The sequence below is a fragment of the Clostridium autoethanogenum DSM 10061 genome (assembly GCF_001484725.1).
Taxonomy (GTDB): Bacteria; Bacillota; Clostridia; order Clostridiales; family Clostridiaceae; genus Clostridium_B; species Clostridium_B ljungdahlii.
The window spans coordinates 1781375-1798074 of the sequence record NZ_CP012395.1; the positions used below are offsets into that span (position 1 = coordinate 1781375).

Genomic DNA, 16700 nt, shown 5'->3' on the forward strand with positions numbered 1-16700 from the left:
CAGTCTTATATCTTAGCTATTTTTTTAATCAACTCAATTCTTTTTTTCCCACACTTTTGCTTAATGATTGTTGTATAATTATTTTCTTTTATTATTTTTTCTTTATTATTTTCAAATATCTTTTTTATACTTTCAATCATAACATTTTCTTCAAGTTCATCATTCCAGTAGCAATCTATAACTTTACACAAAGCATTGGCAACTTCCACCTGGTTTTTGTAAAACATTTTAACTTTCAAATGAATTTTCACCAACTTTTATATTATTTTTATATTACTTTTATATTCTAATTATATTCTAATTAGAAACAAAATAAAAGAAGGGAAATCTCTACGTAATCTTTCTATTTTATTTTATAAAAAAAGAACCTATATAATAATGTCTATATTATAGGTTCCATTTTAGACTTTCTTTATTTATTCAAATTTATCCAAACAGCTTATTCCATGTATTAACTCCAACAATGCCATCAACTGCAAGTCCGCTGTCTCTCTGAAAATTCTCTACAGCCTTAAGGGTACCCCCTCCAAAGAATCCGTCAGCACCGCATCTTCCAACACTGTAACCTCTACTCATAAGCTTTTCCTGAACAGCTTTTACATTACTATCCTCCAAACCAGGATTCATTCTTATAAGGTATCCAGGGTAAATTAATTTACCACCGCTTACTGCATCCTCATTCCTTATCCTGTCCAGCGGAAAATTCTCTCCAGGACAGTCTGTAGAATAAAGCTCCCTATGTCCATATACTTTACTTATTTCATACTTACTTAACATGGAGCGGGTTAATTCTAATAAGGCACTATACTGTGTTTGTCCTATAGCCTCAACGTTGAAATCTCCCTCAGCGCATATTCCTATAGATTTGGAATTATATCCTGGACAATGGGCACCTACAGCCTTTTCATTTCTTCCCGTATATATAGTACCATCTTTCCTTACAAGATAGTGATAACCACAGCCACACCAGCCATTTTCAAGGTGCCACCTGTGGATGTCCTCTATGCTGCACACTTTTGCATCCGCATGGTGGAGCACAACTGCTTCTGGATTATTGCCCCAGCTTAAATTACTCCTAAAACTTAGATTAGAATTTATTATGTTCAAAACGCCACCTCCAAAATTTAAAGGTCCTGCACATCTGCAGGACCTTTATGATCTATTTCATTTCAAATTCTTTTGAGTCTGTTGTTACAACCTTAGCATCCTTCTTGCCAACCAATGCACCATTCTTAGTAACAAATATTTTCTTTGCAATTATAAGATCCATGAGAGATATAACCTGTTCCTTGGTAACTGAAGGCTGTCCATTTGCATCTTCTTTTACATTGTCTACACTCAGAGAAAAATATTTGCCTTCCTCCTCTGTAGTAAACCTCATATTAAGTCTGTTTGCCATTTAAACTCCTCCTTTCCTGATTTTTGCCCACTTACTAGGCGTTAGTAATTACGGTGTTGTCCACTTTTTGAATCTCATTTACAGGATAAGTAAGTATGTCACCTACAGCTTTTACTACATCATATACATCCTGATCTGCTGCATCCATTGCAATCTTGCCCAGTGTAACTTTTTTAAGTATCTCTTTACCCTGTTTGTTAAGCCCTGTCTTTTCTACAATAGAAAGCGTACTTGAAAGCTTTGTTGACTTTGCTGCCATAACAATTCTCCCCTTTCTTTAACTTTTACTTATATATATGCCTTTCTTAAAATTAGTGCAGAAAAAAAGAAATAGGCTTTTACCTATTTCTTCTCCTGGTTTTTTATAACGGCTGATATATCTTCTCTTAAGTCTTCAATAGATTTGACTAAAAGGTCAATCTTATTTTCAAACCTTATGAGCAGATATATACTAACTGCTATTGGGAACCCTACGGTGCTGATTAAACTAACCAGCTGGTCATACATAAATATCACCCTCCCTCTTGCCATTATAAAAATATATATGCTATTTCAGATATTTTCTCAGTTTATTTAGGGCAGATTTTTTTATTTCTATAGCATGTCTATATTTTATGTTAAGCATTTCAGCGGTTTCCTTAAGTGTCCTGCCTTCCATGTACACGGATTTAATTATTTTTATTTCTATATCCTGAAGGTTGCAAAGTGCAAGTGTTATCTTTTCTGCCTGATCAAATGCAATAACTTCATCTTCAAGGGTAAAGTCATAGGGCTGAATTGACAGCACCCCTTCATCCTGTACTTCTCTAAAGTGCTTTATATGGCGTTTTAAAAGGGCATTGAAGTTATTTACTATGGAATTTGTACAGTAAGTTGTAAAAGATCCTTTCCCAATTTTGTAGAGTTTTACTGCTTTTATTACAGAGAGGTAGCCATGCTGCACTAGATCATCAAAGTCATAGGAAGGAATATTGTATTTACATGATTTTTTTATTATGAAGCAGCTGAATTTTGCAATGATAGAATCCATGGAGTTTTTGTCGCCGGATTTGGCTTTTCTAACAAGCTCTTCTATGGTAACCACCGCCTTTTTATTTGATTATACAGGTAAAAAGGCAGTGGCTAACCATTCTTTGACATAATGGAAAACATTTATTTTTAAATTTTATCCTAATGTATTCTCAAAACTAAAATACTTTGCTCTAGCAATAAAGAACTAGTCCTAAGTATCATTATAGTTCTATCCGGTGTCTTTCTCGGTCTTGGATTTAGTTTCTCATCAGGATATTCAAGTGATACAGCTCCAACCAGTTCTTATAGCATCAAATATTTTATTAAGAATATCTATTGGCATTTCTTTAGATTTATGCTTTCATATACTCCTCTTATTGTAAATTGCTTCTATGCTCATTTATTTCATCTCATTGAATTGAAATTTAGCAACTTAGCATTGCATTATATAAGTACTATATTATAGAGCACATAGCTAATTCCATTTTGAATAATACCCATCAAGGCTCTTCATAATCTTGCTTTTTCTGATTTTCATATCTTTTGGAAATTTTCTCCCTCAACCCGTTTTCATCTAACTTTTTTTGTACTTCTGGATATCTTTTTCTGATTTGATCTATTAGCACATTCATTTCATCAATAAGATCTTTTTTCACCACTGTTTCTGATGAACCAGCTTTTCTTAATAGCTTCCAATCGCCTGTTATTAAAATATTCCTTTTCCTATGATAAACTGTAGCAATAACCAAGTCTTTATATCCTGATATTATATAATACTTTGTTCTTGTTGGAGTATAAAATGAATACCCCCATATCATGAAATCAAACAATTTCACAACATCCGAAAACCCCAATTCACTCAAAGTATACATATAATTTTTGACTTCTGATATATTCTCGGGTAATTTACTTTTTTCGTATTTTTCAATCTCTGCAATAATTTCACCAAAGCACTTACCCTTTAAATCAGGCATTTCAAAAGTTGGTTTTGCAACACTCTCTTCTGGGTTTTCATCTAAATACCTCTCATAGAGAAATCTTCTCAGTTTATGCTCGTACTCCCCTAGATAAGCTCTCTCACTGTCATCTTGATATGAATGCTGTACATACAAGTCATCATATAGAATTCTCCAAGCAACTGTCAAAGCATAGAAATCAGTATCTTTGCTTACCTCTGGAAGGTTATCAAAAGGGTTCTTCAAATATTTATCCAAAAACTGATTTACAAATTTCGTCTCATATTTACTAAAAAACTCTTCACAATCATGGCAAAGCATGGGCTTCTTTTCCCCATCCTGAAAAATCTTTTTCGGCTCATAAAAACTACGGAACCTAGAATTTTCAAAAGTCTTTGCTCTTTTATATACTGCTTTAGGGATAATATGACTTTGCATCAATTCAACATTTTCTTTCTGGCACAATGCACAAGTCCCAAATACTTTTTCTTTTGACATAGCGCACTCCTTTCTTCATGGTGTTTTGGAAATCGAACAAGGGCACCTTATTATTGTTCATCTTCCTGTCATATAAGAGGCTCTGACCCCAAGAACTCCCAGACCACCTGCATTATTTCAAATATCCATAAGGCCACTCTTATTCCTAAACTCAAGAATGAAATAAGGTCAACACTTACTTCAACTGGAATCTCGAAACATATAAACGTCTCTCTCACAAGTAATGTATTGTTACAAATTTCTGTTTATAAATAAACTTTTCTACAAATTACTAATTTATAGTACTCAACTTTAAATTGGAATTTGTGGGGATTCGCAAGATTCTCATTTTCTGCACCTTTGGAATCAGAATAGACAATGCCAGCAATTTGTGGAAAGGGACATTGTATATCCTTTAGGTGTCTTTCTCTTTATTATTATTTTATAGTGAATCCGTTATCTTCCGAAAAATATATTCCAATTTTCTCTTCATTAACTTGATTCCTAAATTTTTCAAACAACGATTCTGTCATATTTTTTTTATCATAAAAATCTTTTATTTCATACCTCAAATCAACTTCTTCTTTTTCGTCCCCATGTTTCAATAAAAATAAAGTTTGTGCTGGTTTGGTAGCAATCCAATTGCCATTTCCTTTCCCCAAATTCTTAACATTATATCCTTTATCTTTATATTTTTGTGCTTTTCTCCAATCTCCTTGAAATGTGATACTTTCTGATGAAATATACCTTGAGTTAATTATTTTACATTCACTCATTTTTAACACCTCCACTAATACTGATAATATGTAAGTTAGAACTGTTCGACAAATTTCTATTTACATTACTGAACCCTAAACTGAAATTTATTTCTTAAATGTTATGTGTGAGTATAGGCTTAGATTTTTCTATTTCAAAATCCTCCTTATTTCTTTTGGTAATTATAAGATACAACTTATTCATTGTATTGTCATCGGACAATTATTTTAGAGTACTATGTCCAGCGTTCTTTTTTCGTTCTACTCTATCTTTAATAGCCATAATTTCATTCAATACTTCTTTATCAAGTTTTACATCCACTTTTTCATCACAGATATCTCGGATTTTCTCTTTATCCTCTCGTATACTGTCTTCGGTAAAACGTATTAACTTCTTATAGTCATACGGTGTTACATCTGCGCAAGAAGCAACAATTTCTGATCTAACAATTTTATCAAGAGAATCTAATATCTTTCCTTCCAGCAAATCATTTTTATCTAAAACAATATTTAATTTGGCCATAATTGACTTATATCTCATACTACTAGATACATTTCTCTCAGCCTGTGCAAACCACTGATACAGCTCATGTTCAGTTAACATTGAAATATCATATTGCTTTACTGCAAGATATGTTGCCGGGTATGATAGCTCCTCATTCTCTGTAATATAATGATATTCTTCATTTTTTCTACGCGCATCCAAAACCTTAATCATCAGCATATCAATCATATCATTTTTAAATGGACCTTCACCATCATCCGCCATTTTAATTTGTTCTGCATCATTCTTTGCAAATAATCTACGTATAATCTTTATACGTTCATTCCATTCGTTCATCCATCTACGAATTCCAATTAACCTGTCCATACATTCTAACATATACTGATATCTGATGCTCGGATCAGCATTATACATTAAATTAAGCATGCAAGTAAGCTCATTCGTAATGATTGGCATGAGCTTCGCTTCTAAATTAGCATTCAAATAAGAAGGATCCTTCTGTATCTTTGCTTTATCCTTTTCCTTCACATATTTACCAATATTATGAGCAATTTGAGCATGTAATTGAGTTCTGTCTTCAATTCTCTTATCATTTTTATTTCCACCGAAGTAGTCTGTATCAAATAAAGCAATTAAAATATCATGGTATTCTGGTTTAAATTCATATGCATTATTGTCTCCAGTTCTAAATTCACTAGCCTTCAATATTCCATGACTCATTTTGCATAGCTTATTAATATATCTTCGTATGCATTTCTCATCAATACAATCCGGTTCTTTTAAACCTCTAAGATGACTCAAGTACACTGCTACTTCTATTGCTGAAATAGATTCTTTTCCAATCTTCGGCAGTACTTTATCTAAAGAAGGAACTGGTGTCTCTCCATTTTTAATATGTGTACTTTCACCTTGCTTAGCTATTCTATCACTTTTTCTTATTCCTCCAGCCAATCTCATCACCTCCAACTAATAAACGCTAACATAGTAGCACACCAACAACTTAATACAATATGCTGTTTAGCTTATTTCTAATAAGCGCAGCGAATTTGCTAATATACCTTATGTCGCATCCAATTGCCAAAGTACTATTTATAGTACTCATCCTTAAATTGGAATTTATGTGTGTTCTTCAGCAACTAGAATCTTATATTACCTTTTACTAAGAGCCGCCAAAATCATATAACCTCTTACCTGTATTAAAATGCATATAATTTTGACTATATCTTCTATGTCTTTCATTTCTGTACTCTTTTTTCCAAAAGAAAGTAACGTCAAATCATTTTTCTTATCAATCATCTTATTCCATTCTTCTATCCATTCACAGTATTCTTGAGCATGAATTTCTTCCAACTTTCTGTTATTAAGTTTTTTTTCGAAAAGATCATCGTAGATTTCTTGAAAATATATCTGCTGGCATGTTAACTTCATATATTCATTATAAGAAATTGCAGAACTGCATGAATATTTCTTCCAATTTTTTCGGCAATAATCTAACAAAAAATCCCATCGCTCATTTTTATCTCTATGTATTTGCTGTAAATGTCTTCCCTTCTCTTTCAGGTTAGGAATAGGTGCAAAATTTCCGATAGTATAGCTAATAGCTTTCCACTCCTCCAAAAGAGAATGACATCGTTTCTATGCATTTGAACCAATTCTATAAAAGTCTCTTGATGATGGCTTAGGATTATTCATTAAATCAAATGAAAATTTTATTGAATCATCCATTTCCATTGATATCTTTGAGATTCCTTCAATATACACTTTAAATTTATACTCAAACAATTTTTTGAAAATAAATTGTGATAACCAAGAAGCTTCTGAATCAAAACTCTTAGGAAATTCTTCCTTAAAATCATATTTCCAATTTTTATCCTTCATAAAAATATTATATTTGTCCATACATAGGTTTAAAAAATCATCTTCTGCAATATAAGTCACAATTAGTAACACATCCGTTCTGTTAAATTTTAATTTGACAATTTTGTATTATTCTTAAACTATGCTGTATATATAAATCTATTTATTAAATTCCCATATTGATAAATCCGATATAGATAATGAATTATTAGGATCTAAAATTTCTTGTGGAATAATATACACTTTGTTATTATATTTGATGCAATAATCAGTAGAATACCTCTTATATCCTGGATCAGATATTGATTTTATGTTTACTCTTATTCTACCTTCACTTATATCATAATTTGAGCTTACAATTGGATATCTCACTACTGTGTTAAAATGTACATAAGATGAAATTGGCATCAGGTTAAAGGAAGTGACTGAACCTGCACCCATGTTTCCGTCATCAGTAAAATTACCATTCGTATCAACATAGCTTTTTAAATCACTATAATACGTACATATTACATTTTCAAAATGTCCATCTGTTGCAATTTCATACTTTCCCTTTACTAAAATCAGAATAATAGAATATAATAGTTCAAGTTTATCCGAAGAAATATCAAGGTTAAAATTGGTTCCTTGTGGACTGCTATAATTAAAATGAAATAAATCATTTTGAGATATAATAGCATTTATATTATGAACAAATCCATTTCTTATTGTTTTCATCAGTCTATAGCATTCTTTCTCAATTATGTTTTGATTTGTAATAAAAGGCACTTGATTATACTTTTGTTTAAATGATATTCCAGGATCCATACTATATTTATTTTCTATATAAGCATCAAACAATGTAAAAACGATTAAGCATGAGATTGCTGGAGTTTTAGCCAATTGAGTTTGACCAGACCTTAAAACGTCACTAAAATTCATACTAACAGTCTTTATTCCTTCATTTTCTTCTATTGGTCTAATTTCTGTTGTGCGAAATCTTATATCTGACTTTTCTAACAGAGTAATAATATTTTTATAAAAATCATTATCCATCATAACCATTCCTTTCTTTCAATAAATCAAATTGTTTGTAATAATACATAATTAAGTGCTCTCTAAATTACTATTTCTATTAACATTCTTATATACTAAATCAGCCTTTAACACCATAATAGCCCAAAAAGTATAAATTATCCATCACCCCATCCAAGCAGCTGCCTCTCAAGTTCCTTAAAATCATACTGTCTGCACTTTTCCCCCTGATCCCGTATATTCTTATACTTCTTAACGTCACAAGCAGTCTTTAAGTCTCTCTTGCTCCAGCTTCTCAGTATCTTACCCACATAATTTATATTTCTGGCATTGTACTTTAAAGCCTCCTCAACCGCAAGGATAATCACATCACACTCCATAACACCGCTCCACATACGCAGTTTCTCCTTCTCAGCTTCCCCTGCAGAGTGTATGTTCTCCTCAAAAAATGCCAGCACAGTACTGTAGGTGTCAAAAGGTTCCGCTTCACCTGCACTCTTATTACTCCTTACTTCTTGCTTATTATTTATTATTTTTTGTTTATTATTTATTACTTCTTTACTTATAGGGTCCTTACAAGCCCCTTCCAAGGGGCTTGTAAGGGGCTCTTTTAAATCCTTAGCAGCTTCATTTTCAGAATCAGCAGAATTCTCTATCTCTATTCCATCAAAAATACTTTCAATATCCAGTTCTTCATTAAGACACTGTTTGTAAAATAGTGAAACAAATTCTTTGTTTTTAACATTTTTAAGTTCTCTATTGACACATTTTACAGCATTTAAATTATTTGGTTTATTGTATTTAATCCAGTTTAGAATCATTATTTCTTTTGTTTCATCCAGGTAAAATATCTTTTTATACTCCTGAAATCTGAGAAGCAGTTTGTCCACTGTTTCTCTATTGTAACCAGTCTGAGTTTCTATAATTCGCTTAGGAAGCTCATAAATACCACACTGGGTAGTGTTCGAGTTAGTCATCAAGTATATGTAAAAAAACTTTTCCTCGGGAGTTAAATCTAAAACAAATCCGTCATTCCAGAAATCAGTATGGAGCTGCCTGTACTTAGCCATCATAATAACCTCCTAAAAATTAATAATGCCCATTCTACCCATTAAATTTATATTTGGCTGTATTATTTTCAAGCCAGTTAATCAATTCCTCTTTAATTATTCTTGTCCTCCTGGATTTAAGCATAATTATAGTAAAGTTTTCCCTGTAAATAATTTCGTTAGCAGTACTTCTTTCTATCCTAAGTACCTGTGCCATTTCTTTTACAGTTATAAGCGGTGGAAGTTCATTGAGTCTTTCTTTAATCATATAGATCCCCCCATATTATAAGATAAAAGTAACTATCACAAAAAAATGTCCTCTATTGTAGTATTAAAAAATCTAGCAAGTTTACCAGCCTCTCCAATAGTGAAATTCCTGCTTCCTATTTCTTTACGGCTGTATGCAGATATACTCATGTGCAGCATATATGCAAGTTCCTTTTCAGTTACATTATTTCTAATTCTAAGAGACTTAAGTTTATAATTTACCCCCATACTCATCACCTAAAAATTATTAAACAATATTCTAATGTGACTATCTTCAATGACATAATATAACATTATTTCTATATTTATAATTTCATTGTAAGATATTTCTGTATTATTTTCAATATTCTGACTAAAAACATTTCATCTGTCACATATAAACTATAAAGAAACATACCTATCAAAATTTCTCACCTAAATGTCCTAAAAACCATTCATCAACTTTATTTCTTATGATAAGTGCTTTTCTACCGCAGAAAACCACAGGGAAATCCCTGCAGTGTATTAACTCATATGCTTTGTTATGCCCTATGCAGTATTCCTCCATAAATTGAGATACTGTCATTACTTTTTTCTTATCATGTCTCATCCTGTCGGCTGTTTTATACTCTTCCATTTCAATCCCTCCAGCCCCAATAAATATTATTTAAAGAACAGTTCCTTCACATCTTCCCCTAAAAGTTCTGCTATCTTTTTCATCAGATCTCTCCTGGGTTCAACTTCGCCTTTTTCTATTTTTCCTAAATACTGAGGTGTTATACCAAGTTGCTTTGAAAGTATTATCTGCTTTATCCCCTTTTCAACCCTTTTAGCCTTTAATTTGTACAACATATAATCATCCGCTCCCCCTTTTAATGATAATATCTTTTTACTAATTTGTTGATTTTATAATTTAATTGTATCACTACTTTGATGATTGTCAATAATTTTATGAATAACCTATTTATAAATTTAATGATTTTATGATATACTATGCTCATAGGAGGATTATAAAATGGAATTTAAGGATAGACTTAAACAGCTCCGTGAGTCTAAAGGTTTAACTCAAAAGGAACTAGCAGATGAATTAAATAAACTCAATACGGACTTAAGTAGTAATTCTAAAATATATACACAGACTATATCTTACTGGGAGAACGGCAGGGACCCGTCAATTGGAATGCTTATAAAAATAGCACAGTATTTTGACGTTCCGACAGATTACCTTCTTGGTAAAACTAATTCTGTAAGTATAGATGAAATTAACTTTGAATATTTTTCTAAATATCTTTCAAAGCAAAACATTGAAGAACTTATAAAAAATTACCCTGACAATATGAAAAAGGCAGTGTATTTTTTGCTCTCAAATTATACTTCTGATATTTTTACAAATTTTAATAATGAAAAAAAGCAGTATGAAATAAACTTAGATTTTCTATATCTCATAACTAAAGCTGTAGATATACTGAAAAGTTTTTATGATGAAATGGAGAATAAAGTTTTATGTTATAACACAGAAAGTTCCCTTCAGGACCTTAAATACATAGATTCTATATCCATGGATACACTTAAAGATATAAACAAACTTAAAGCTCTTACAAAAATAGGTCTTGATTCAATAGTAGATAAACTTGAAGATCTCGTTTTGTTCTGCAATGCCCCATCTACTCTAAAACTTAAAGATGAAATTTTAGAGTATACAAGTACAAATGACCTTAATAAAAACTATTTTTCAAAACACTTAAAGAAAGCTTTTACAGATTTAGTTAATGATGTACTAAATACATCAAAATACACAGGTGACAATCACAAATAATTCTCTATTACATGTGAAGGAAGGTGTTAATATGCCCTCTAAAAAAGCAAATGGTGAAGGCTCCGTACAAAAATATTATAAAGATGGAGTTCTAAAGGGATGGAGAACTACAATTACTATAGGCCGGGATGATACTGGAAAGCTTGTCCGAAAACAGTTTTATGGAAAGACAAAGCTGGAGGCTATAAAAAAGAAAGATGAATATATGAATAAATCCGCTGCGGGACTTCTTCCCTGTGATGAGAAGATAACCCTGCAGGAATGGATTAAAATATGGCTTTATGAATACAGAATTAATGATTTAAGACCTTCTTCATTAGCGGAATATAACAGCCTATATAAGAACTACATACTTAATTCTCAAATAGGTATGAGAAAGCTAAAAGATTTAAAATCAACCAATATACAGGCTTACTATAACACGCTAGTAAAAGATAAGCACAAAACTCCAAATACTATAAAATCAATAAATAAAATGCTCAAGCCTGCCATAAATCAGGCAGTTAAAGAAAACTATATTATAATTAATCCCTGTAACAATGTAATACTGCCTAAGATAACTGATAAAAAAGAAATTCAAATATTTACTTTAGAAGAAGAAGAAAAATTTTTGAAATCTATACAAGAGCATAGAAATAAAGCATTATTTATATTAGTACTTGGAACAGGTTTGAGGATAGGGGAGGTAGTAGCTCTTAAGTGGTCTGACATAGATTTTGAAAATAATGAGCTTAAAGTTCAGAGAACTTTTAAAAGAGTATCTAAAATTAATATAGAAAATTCAGCGGAAAATAAAACTGCAATAATAGAACAGGAGCCTAAAACTAAAAGCAGTAAGAGGACTATACCTGTACCTCTAAATATAATGGAAGAGTTGAAGAAACATAAGAAAAGGCAGCTAGAAGAAAAGCTTAAAAGCGGCGATATATATGTAAATAACGATTTAGTTTTTCCTAATGAATTAGGTGAACCTACCGATACAAGGAATCTAACTAGAAGTTATGAGAGAGCATTAAAAAAAGCAAAAATAGATTATAGAAATTTTCATGCACTGAGACATACCTATGCTACAAGATTATTTGAAGCAGATGTTCCATTAAAAACAGTCCAGGAACTTTTGGGTCACGCAGATATTTCTACTACAGCTAATATTTATACTCATGTTTTACCTAAGCAAAAAATTAAAGCAGTTGATAGAATTAATCATTTATTTGCCCTATAGTTTTAGGGCACTTTTTTTATTTGTGTTTATATATTTTTTTCTGGGTTGTGTTACGGTTGTGTTATTTCATATAAAAAATGCTTTCACGAAATCGTGAAAGCATTGATATCTGGCAGGGGTAGTAGGTCTCGAACCTACAACCTACGGTTTTGGAGACCGGCACTCTACCAATTGAGCTATACCCCTAAGACGTTAATAATTATATAATATAAACTAATAAAATGCAAGCTTTTTATTTTTTATAAATATTTTCTAGACTATTTATATTGTGTTTAAGGGTTTCTTCATAGTTAAAATCCCCATTATAAATTTCTATTTTAGAAGTTTTTATATTATAAATTTTTATCAACTCTTCATTACTTTTAACTACAGCATCATTATTATAAAGAAGAACTACCTTATTGTCTTTTAATTTTTGTTCTAAATCTTTTTGACCTGCTGAATCCAAAGGCATTATACTATTATCTTCCCTTGGACTTACATCTAAAAGTTTCAAATTATTATACTTTGCAAAATAAATAAGTTCATCTTCTATAACAATAAAAGTGTAATTACTCAATTCTCCATCTACTGACTTTAAGTCTTTTTTATAACTATCTAACTTATTCAAAGTTTCAGAAAAATTTTTTTCATAAAAATCTCTACTTTTAGCATCCCTATCCTCAAGTGCGTTTTTAATATTCATAAGTGCTATCCTGTAATTATCTATATTGTTAACATAATAAGGATTATCTTTTAAAATTGTATTGTTATATTTTATTACTCTGTTATAAGATAAAAGATTTATTCCTCTTGAAACATTTATAACTCCAACCTTACTTTTATTTAATTTGTCCACAAAAGTATCTACCCAAGGCTCATAATCTGCACCTACATAAAAAAATAGATCTTTTTTAGATACATTATTTACACTGTCTTCAGTAAACTTAAAATTCATTTCACTTTTTCTATCATTAAACATATATTCTACTACATGTCTGTTTCCTACTATAGACTTTACCATATTATATAAAAATTTATCTGTAGTAACTATATTTAATTGTATATTATTTCTTACCTGCAGCTTGCTATTACTTTTATATTCTTCTTTACTATTGCATCCAACAACAATAAAAATTATTAAAAAAGACATAATTAAGCTCAATACTTTTTTCAAGTCTTTCACCTTCCTATCCAGAATGCAAATCAAAGTATATCATTTTATCTGTTATTGATAAATTAACTCATAACAAATACATTTTACATAATGTATTTTAACATTGCAAATCACAATACCTGTTTTGCAAATAATTTTTATTTTTCACATTGCTTATTCATAAGTATTTATTGACACATTCCATTGTGATAAAATTAGGTGTACAGAGTATATTCTATTTAAGGGGGTTTATCCATGAAGGTTAGTATGGACAAAACAATAAGGGCCATGTCAATTGCACTGGATTTAGCTCAAATGAGTTCCAAATATGATAGCTTTAATGGGAATGATCCAGTCATTGAAAATATAACAAATATAAACTATTCAGATCATCGATTTATCCATCATTCCCAGAGGACTACTTATATAGCGCTTGAAATTGCAAATTATCTAAAATTAGGTGATGATTTTAAAAAACAACTTTATGTATCAGCTCTACTGCATGATATAGGAGCTGCTACCTTTTTATCTCAGAGTCATTCTGCTAATCTATTTATAAAAGAACATTGTGAACTTGGTAATAAAATAACTAAATCTTTTCCCTACTTTCATGATATATCAAAGGTAATATTATATCATCATGAAAATTTTGATGGAAGTGGTGCCATGGGTCTAAAAGGAGATATGATCCCTCTAGAAAGTCAAATAATAAGAATTTCGGATTTAATAGAACTTATATATAACGAAAATATATCTAACTATCAGCAAAAAAATAATATTATTTTATGGATTAGAAAAAACTCTAAAAAGATTTTTTCCGAAACAATTGCAAATGCCTTTTTAGGAAGTGCATCTTCTGATATATTCTGGCTTAATCTTCAAAATATAGACTTCATTGACTTTATACTAGATGAAACTCACCCTAAGTTAAATATGTTTATGGATCTAGAGGAGTTTGAAGCGATATCTAAAATATTTGCAAACATCATAGATAACAAAAGTAAATTCACTGCAACTCATTCCCAAGGTATAGCAAACCTGGCCTATTTAGTTTCAAAATTCATTGGATATCCAGAAGAAAAGTGTCATGAAATGAAAATTGCAGGTCTCCTCCATGATATAGGCAAGTTATCTATTCCTCTCTATATACTTGACAAAAATGGTTCTCTGTCAAGTGAGGAATTCGGTATAATAAAATCTCATGCCTATTATACTAGAATAATATTAAATAAAATAGGCGATATTCCTAATATAAGCAAATGGGCATCAAATCATCACGAAAAGTTAAATGGCAGTGGATACCCTCAAGGCTTAAAAGCAGATGAATTATCTGAAGAATGCAGGATTATGGCAGTATGTGACATATATCAAGCCCTTACAGAAAATAGACCTTATAGAAATGGCATGAGTTCAGAAAAAGCCTTTAACATAATGGACGAAATGGTATCTGGAGGATTTATATGTGACCATGCGCTAAATCATCTAAAGGAAGCAATAAATAATTTTTCTAATTTAAGTTCTTATGAAGATAATATAGCTATTTCCTACAATCCTGAAATGAAATAATATATTTCTTCACTTTTTAATACATTTTAGATACAATATTCTATGAGGTGAATTGCTGTGGAATTTATTTTAAATAGTGTTGAAGACACCATTAATCTAGGCAAAAAAATAGGTAGCTTATTAAATGCTGGTGACATAATTTGTCTAAATGGTGACTTGGGTACAGGAAAGACCCATTTTACAAAAGGAATAGCAAAGGGACTTAATATAGATGATCCTATAACAAGCCCTACATTTACCATAGTAAATGAGTACTATGGAAGACTAAAATTATACCATTTTGATGTATATAGGGTTAATGATATAGATGAAATTGCTGAAATTGGATTTGATGAGTATATTTTCAGTGATGCTGTAAGTATTATAGAATGGGCAAATTATATTGAGGAATTAATACCTAAAGAATGCATATGGGTAAGTATTTATAAACTGCCAGAAAAAGGTCCAAATTATAGAAAAATAATAATAAAATATCATGGTAATAGATATGATTACATAAAGGAGCTAAAATAAGAACATGAAAATATTAAGTTTAGATTCTTCCACCGAATCAGCAACTTGTGCTGTAATAGACGACAATAAATTATTTGGTGAAATTACTTTTAATTATAAAAAGCAGCATTCCACAGTATTAATGCCTATGATAGACACTCTTTTAAAAAACTTAGATATGGATATTCATTCTATAGACGGCTTTGTTGTTTCAAAAGGTCCTGGTTCTTTTACAGGACTTAGAATTGGAGCTGCTGTAATAAAAGGATTAAGCCAAGGTACAGGCAAACCCTTTGTAGGAGTATCTTCCTTAGATGCGTTAGCCTATAATTTATGTTATACCTCTGGTATTATTTGTCCTATATTAGATGCCCTTAGAGGAAATGTATACACCGCCCTTTATAATTTTACAGATAATAAATTAAATATGATAGGCGACCACATGCTCATTTCCATAGAAGACCTAATTAAAACATTGAACAGCTATAATGAACCCGTATGTTTCATAGGAGATGCTGTTCCGAAATTTAAGGATGATTTAACTTCAAATATAAAACAAATTCGTTTCTCACCTGCAAATTTAAATTTAGCAAGAGCCTCTTCTTTGGGTGAATTAGGATTAAAACTTCTAAAATCCGGCATACAAGACGATTTATATAGTTTTGCACCTTTTTATCTAAGGAAATCCCAAGCTGAAAGGGAATATGAAAAAAAGCTGAGGTCCCAAGTCCATGAGTGATATAGAAATTTGCCCTTTAAAACTAGAACATATTGATAGGATTCTTGTAATAGATTCTTTATGTTTTCCTATGCCCTGGAGTAGAAAGTCTCTAGAGAAAGAAATTGAAAACAGTTCACTTACCAAATATGTTGTAGCAAAAAAATCAGGCATAGTCATAGGTTATGCAGGCATGTGGGTTATACTAGATGAGGGCCATATAACAAATATAGCAGTTCATCCAGAATACAGAGGTATAGGTGTTGGAAGTTTACTCTTAGAAGCCCTTATAGAAATATGCAAAATTGAATTTATAAAAAGTATGACCTTAGAGGTTAGAAAATCCAATATACGTGCTCAAAGTTTATATAAAAAGTACGGATTTTTACAAAACGGTATACGGAAAGGATATTATAGAGACAATAAAGAGGATGCTCTAATAATGTGGAAATATAATATTTAAAGCATTTCAAAGAAAATGC

At 30.9% G+C, this 16700-nt stretch carries 24 protein-coding genes and 1 tRNA gene; 6 read left to right on the forward strand and 19 right to left on the reverse strand.

The annotated features are described in order from the left end of the window. Positions 1-5 precede the first annotated feature (5 nt). From CLAU_RS07965 to CLAU_RS08040, 17 genes are all read right to left on the reverse strand, one after another. Positions 6-239 (reverse strand): TIGR04540 family protein, encoded by a 234-nt coding sequence (locus CLAU_RS07965; protein WP_029170161.1) that lies wholly within the window; start codon positions 237-239, stop codon positions 6-8. 187 nt (positions 240-426) lie between these two features. Next, complete coding sequence (locus CLAU_RS07970; protein ID WP_023162379.1) at positions 427-1107, reverse strand: peptidoglycan recognition protein family protein; 681 nt, start codon at positions 1105-1107, stop codon at positions 427-429. Between the two features lie 52 nt (positions 1108-1159). Continuing rightward, positions 1160-1399, reverse strand: a complete 240-nt coding sequence (locus CLAU_RS07975; RefSeq protein ID WP_023162380.1) for a DUF2922 domain-containing protein — start codon at positions 1397-1399, stop codon at positions 1160-1162. 34 nt (positions 1400-1433) lie between these two features. Further along, entirely contained in the window at positions 1434-1658 is a 225-nt protein-coding gene (locus CLAU_RS07980; RefSeq protein WP_023162381.1) for a DUF1659 domain-containing protein, read from the reverse strand. Positions 1659-1741: 83 nt separating this feature from the next. After that, a complete protein-coding gene (locus CLAU_RS20025) occupies positions 1742-1906 on the reverse strand; it encodes a YvrJ family protein (RefSeq protein WP_023162382.1) in 165 nt (54 codons plus the stop codon). A gap of 40 nt (positions 1907-1946) precedes the next feature. Beyond that, entirely contained in the window at positions 1947-2483 is a 537-nt protein-coding gene (locus tag CLAU_RS07985) for an RNA polymerase sigma factor (protein WP_081650150.1), read from the reverse strand. A gap of 427 nt (positions 2484-2910) precedes the next feature. Then, positions 2911-3864, reverse strand: a complete 954-nt coding sequence (locus CLAU_RS07990; RefSeq protein WP_023162384.1) for a hypothetical protein — start codon at positions 3862-3864, stop codon at positions 2911-2913. 416 nt (positions 3865-4280) lie between these two features. Further along, positions 4281-4619: a hypothetical protein gene (locus CLAU_RS07995; RefSeq protein WP_023162385.1), complete on the reverse strand. Its 339-nt coding sequence runs from the start codon at positions 4617-4619 to the stop codon at positions 4281-4283. 202 nt (positions 4620-4821) lie between these two features. Then, positions 4822-6054: a hypothetical protein gene (locus tag CLAU_RS08000; RefSeq protein WP_023162386.1), complete on the reverse strand. Its 1233-nt coding sequence runs from the start codon at positions 6052-6054 to the stop codon at positions 4822-4824. A gap of 198 nt (positions 6055-6252) precedes the next feature. Continuing rightward, on the reverse strand, positions 6253-6720 hold the full coding sequence (locus tag CLAU_RS08005; protein WP_023162387.1) for a hypothetical protein: 468 nt from the start codon (positions 6718-6720) through the stop codon (positions 6253-6255). Positions 6721-6738: 18 nt separating this feature from the next. After that, positions 6739-7041, reverse strand: coding sequence for a hypothetical protein (locus CLAU_RS08010; RefSeq protein ID WP_023162388.1), 303 nt, complete (start codon positions 7039-7041; stop codon positions 6739-6741). A 78-nt stretch (positions 7042-7119) separates the two neighbouring features. After that, complete coding sequence (locus CLAU_RS08015; protein ID WP_023162389.1) at positions 7120-7998, reverse strand: hypothetical protein; 879 nt, start codon at positions 7996-7998, stop codon at positions 7120-7122. A 134-nt stretch (positions 7999-8132) separates the two neighbouring features. After that, positions 8133-9047, reverse strand: coding sequence for a DnaD domain-containing protein (locus CLAU_RS08020; RefSeq protein ID WP_023162390.1), 915 nt, complete (start codon positions 9045-9047; stop codon positions 8133-8135). Between the two features lie 31 nt (positions 9048-9078). After that, positions 9079-9291 carry a helix-turn-helix domain-containing protein gene (locus CLAU_RS08025; RefSeq protein ID WP_023162391.1) on the reverse strand — a complete coding sequence of 71 codons (213 nt, stop codon included), beginning with the start codon at positions 9289-9291 and terminating at the stop codon, positions 9079-9081. A gap of 35 nt (positions 9292-9326) precedes the next feature. Next, positions 9327-9518 (reverse strand): helix-turn-helix transcriptional regulator, encoded by a 192-nt coding sequence (locus CLAU_RS08030; protein WP_023162392.1) that lies wholly within the window; start codon positions 9516-9518, stop codon positions 9327-9329. Positions 9519-9690: 172 nt separating this feature from the next. Beyond that, complete coding sequence (locus CLAU_RS08035) at positions 9691-9906, reverse strand: hypothetical protein (RefSeq protein WP_023162393.1); 216 nt, start codon at positions 9904-9906, stop codon at positions 9691-9693. A gap of 26 nt (positions 9907-9932) precedes the next feature. Further along, complete coding sequence (locus tag CLAU_RS08040; protein ID WP_023162394.1) at positions 9933-10121, reverse strand: helix-turn-helix transcriptional regulator; 189 nt, start codon at positions 10119-10121, stop codon at positions 9933-9935. 163 nt (positions 10122-10284) lie between these two features. Between CLAU_RS08040 and CLAU_RS08045 the strand changes: the two genes are divergently transcribed. Beyond that, entirely contained in the window at positions 10285-11085 is an 801-nt protein-coding gene (locus CLAU_RS08045; RefSeq protein ID WP_023162395.1) for a helix-turn-helix domain-containing protein, read from the forward strand. A 31-nt stretch (positions 11086-11116) separates the two neighbouring features. Beyond that, positions 11117-12307, forward strand: a complete 1191-nt coding sequence (locus tag CLAU_RS08050) for a tyrosine-type recombinase/integrase (RefSeq protein WP_023162396.1) — start codon at positions 11117-11119, stop codon at positions 12305-12307. Between the two features lie 110 nt (positions 12308-12417). Here the strand turns inward: CLAU_RS08050 and CLAU_RS08055 are convergent. After that, positions 12418-12493 (reverse strand) — tRNA-Trp (locus tag CLAU_RS08055). A gap of 46 nt (positions 12494-12539) precedes the next feature. Continuing rightward, entirely contained in the window at positions 12540-13472 is a 933-nt protein-coding gene (locus CLAU_RS08060; protein WP_242832296.1) for a metal ABC transporter substrate-binding protein, read from the reverse strand. Positions 13473-13697: 225 nt separating this feature from the next. Here CLAU_RS08060 and CLAU_RS08065 point away from each other — a divergent pair, with 225 nt between their 5' ends. Genes CLAU_RS08065 through rimI form a run of 4 tightly spaced genes read left to right on the forward strand, consistent with a single transcriptional unit; the run spans position 13698 to position 16681 of the window. After that, positions 13698-15008: an HD-GYP domain-containing protein gene (locus CLAU_RS08065; protein WP_023162398.1), complete on the forward strand. Its 1311-nt coding sequence runs from the start codon at positions 13698-13700 to the stop codon at positions 15006-15008. A 57-nt stretch (positions 15009-15065) separates the two neighbouring features. Continuing rightward, positions 15066-15521, forward strand: coding sequence for a tRNA (adenosine(37)-N6)-threonylcarbamoyltransferase complex ATPase subunit type 1 TsaE (gene tsaE, locus CLAU_RS08070; protein ID WP_013240421.1), 456 nt, complete (start codon positions 15066-15068; stop codon positions 15519-15521). Positions 15522-15525: 4 nt separating this feature from the next. After that, complete coding sequence (gene tsaB, locus CLAU_RS08075; RefSeq protein WP_023162399.1) at positions 15526-16239, forward strand: tRNA (adenosine(37)-N6)-threonylcarbamoyltransferase complex dimerization subunit type 1 TsaB; 714 nt, start codon at positions 15526-15528, stop codon at positions 16237-16239. After that, the gene (rimI, locus tag CLAU_RS08080; protein WP_023162400.1) at positions 16232-16681 is read left to right on the forward strand and encodes a ribosomal protein S18-alanine N-acetyltransferase; all 450 of its coding nucleotides are present in this window, start codon (positions 16232-16234) and stop codon (positions 16679-16681) included. Before tsaB ends, rimI begins: the two co-directional genes overlap by 8 nt. Positions 16682-16700 lie beyond the last annotated feature (19 nt).

Excerpts from the sequence above, each read along its gene's own strand:
- CLAU_RS07975 (WP_023162380.1), bottom strand. The coding sequence starts at position 1,399 with ATGGCAAACAGACTTAATATGAGGTTTACTACAGAGGAGGAAGGCAAA.
- CLAU_RS07980 (WP_023162381.1), bottom strand. The coding sequence starts at position 1,658 with ATGGCAGCAAAGTCAACAAAGCTTTCAAGTACGCTTTCTATTGTAGAA.
- CLAU_RS20025 (WP_023162382.1), bottom strand. The coding sequence starts at position 1,906 with ATGTATGACCAGCTGGTTAGTTTAATCAGCACCGTAGGGTTCCCAATA.
- CLAU_RS07990 (WP_023162384.1), bottom strand. The coding sequence starts at position 3,864 with ATGTCAAAAGAAAAAGTATTTGGGACTTGTGCATTGTGCCAGAAAGAA.
- CLAU_RS07995 (WP_023162385.1), bottom strand. The coding sequence starts at position 4,619 with ATGAGTGAATGTAAAATAATTAACTCAAGGTATATTTCATCAGAAAGT.
- CLAU_RS08015 (WP_023162389.1), bottom strand. The coding sequence starts at position 7,998 with ATGATGGATAATGATTTTTATAAAAATATTATTACTCTGTTAGAAAAG.
- CLAU_RS08020 (WP_023162390.1), bottom strand. The coding sequence starts at position 9,047 with ATGATGGCTAAGTACAGGCAGCTCCATACTGATTTCTGGAATGACGGA.
- CLAU_RS08025 (WP_023162391.1), bottom strand. The coding sequence starts at position 9,291 with ATGATTAAAGAAAGACTCAATGAACTTCCACCGCTTATAACTGTAAAA.
- CLAU_RS08030 (WP_023162392.1), bottom strand. The coding sequence starts at position 9,518 with ATGGGGGTAAATTATAAACTTAAGTCTCTTAGAATTAGAAATAATGTA.
- CLAU_RS08035 (WP_023162393.1), bottom strand. The coding sequence starts at position 9,906 with ATGGAAGAGTATAAAACAGCCGACAGGATGAGACATGATAAGAAAAAA.
- CLAU_RS08040 (WP_023162394.1), bottom strand. The coding sequence starts at position 10,121 with ATGTTGTACAAATTAAAGGCTAAAAGGGTTGAAAAGGGGATAAAGCAG.
- CLAU_RS08045 (WP_023162395.1), top strand. The coding sequence starts at position 10,285 with ATGGAATTTAAGGATAGACTTAAACAGCTCCGTGAGTCTAAAGGTTTA.
- CLAU_RS08050 (WP_023162396.1), top strand. The coding sequence starts at position 11,117 with ATGCCCTCTAAAAAAGCAAATGGTGAAGGCTCCGTACAAAAATATTAT.
- CLAU_RS08065 (WP_023162398.1), top strand. The coding sequence starts at position 13,698 with ATGAAGGTTAGTATGGACAAAACAATAAGGGCCATGTCAATTGCACTG.
- tsaB (WP_023162399.1), top strand. The coding sequence starts at position 15,526 with ATGAAAATATTAAGTTTAGATTCTTCCACCGAATCAGCAACTTGTGCT.
- rimI (WP_023162400.1), top strand. The coding sequence starts at position 16,232 with ATGAGTGATATAGAAATTTGCCCTTTAAAACTAGAACATATTGATAGG.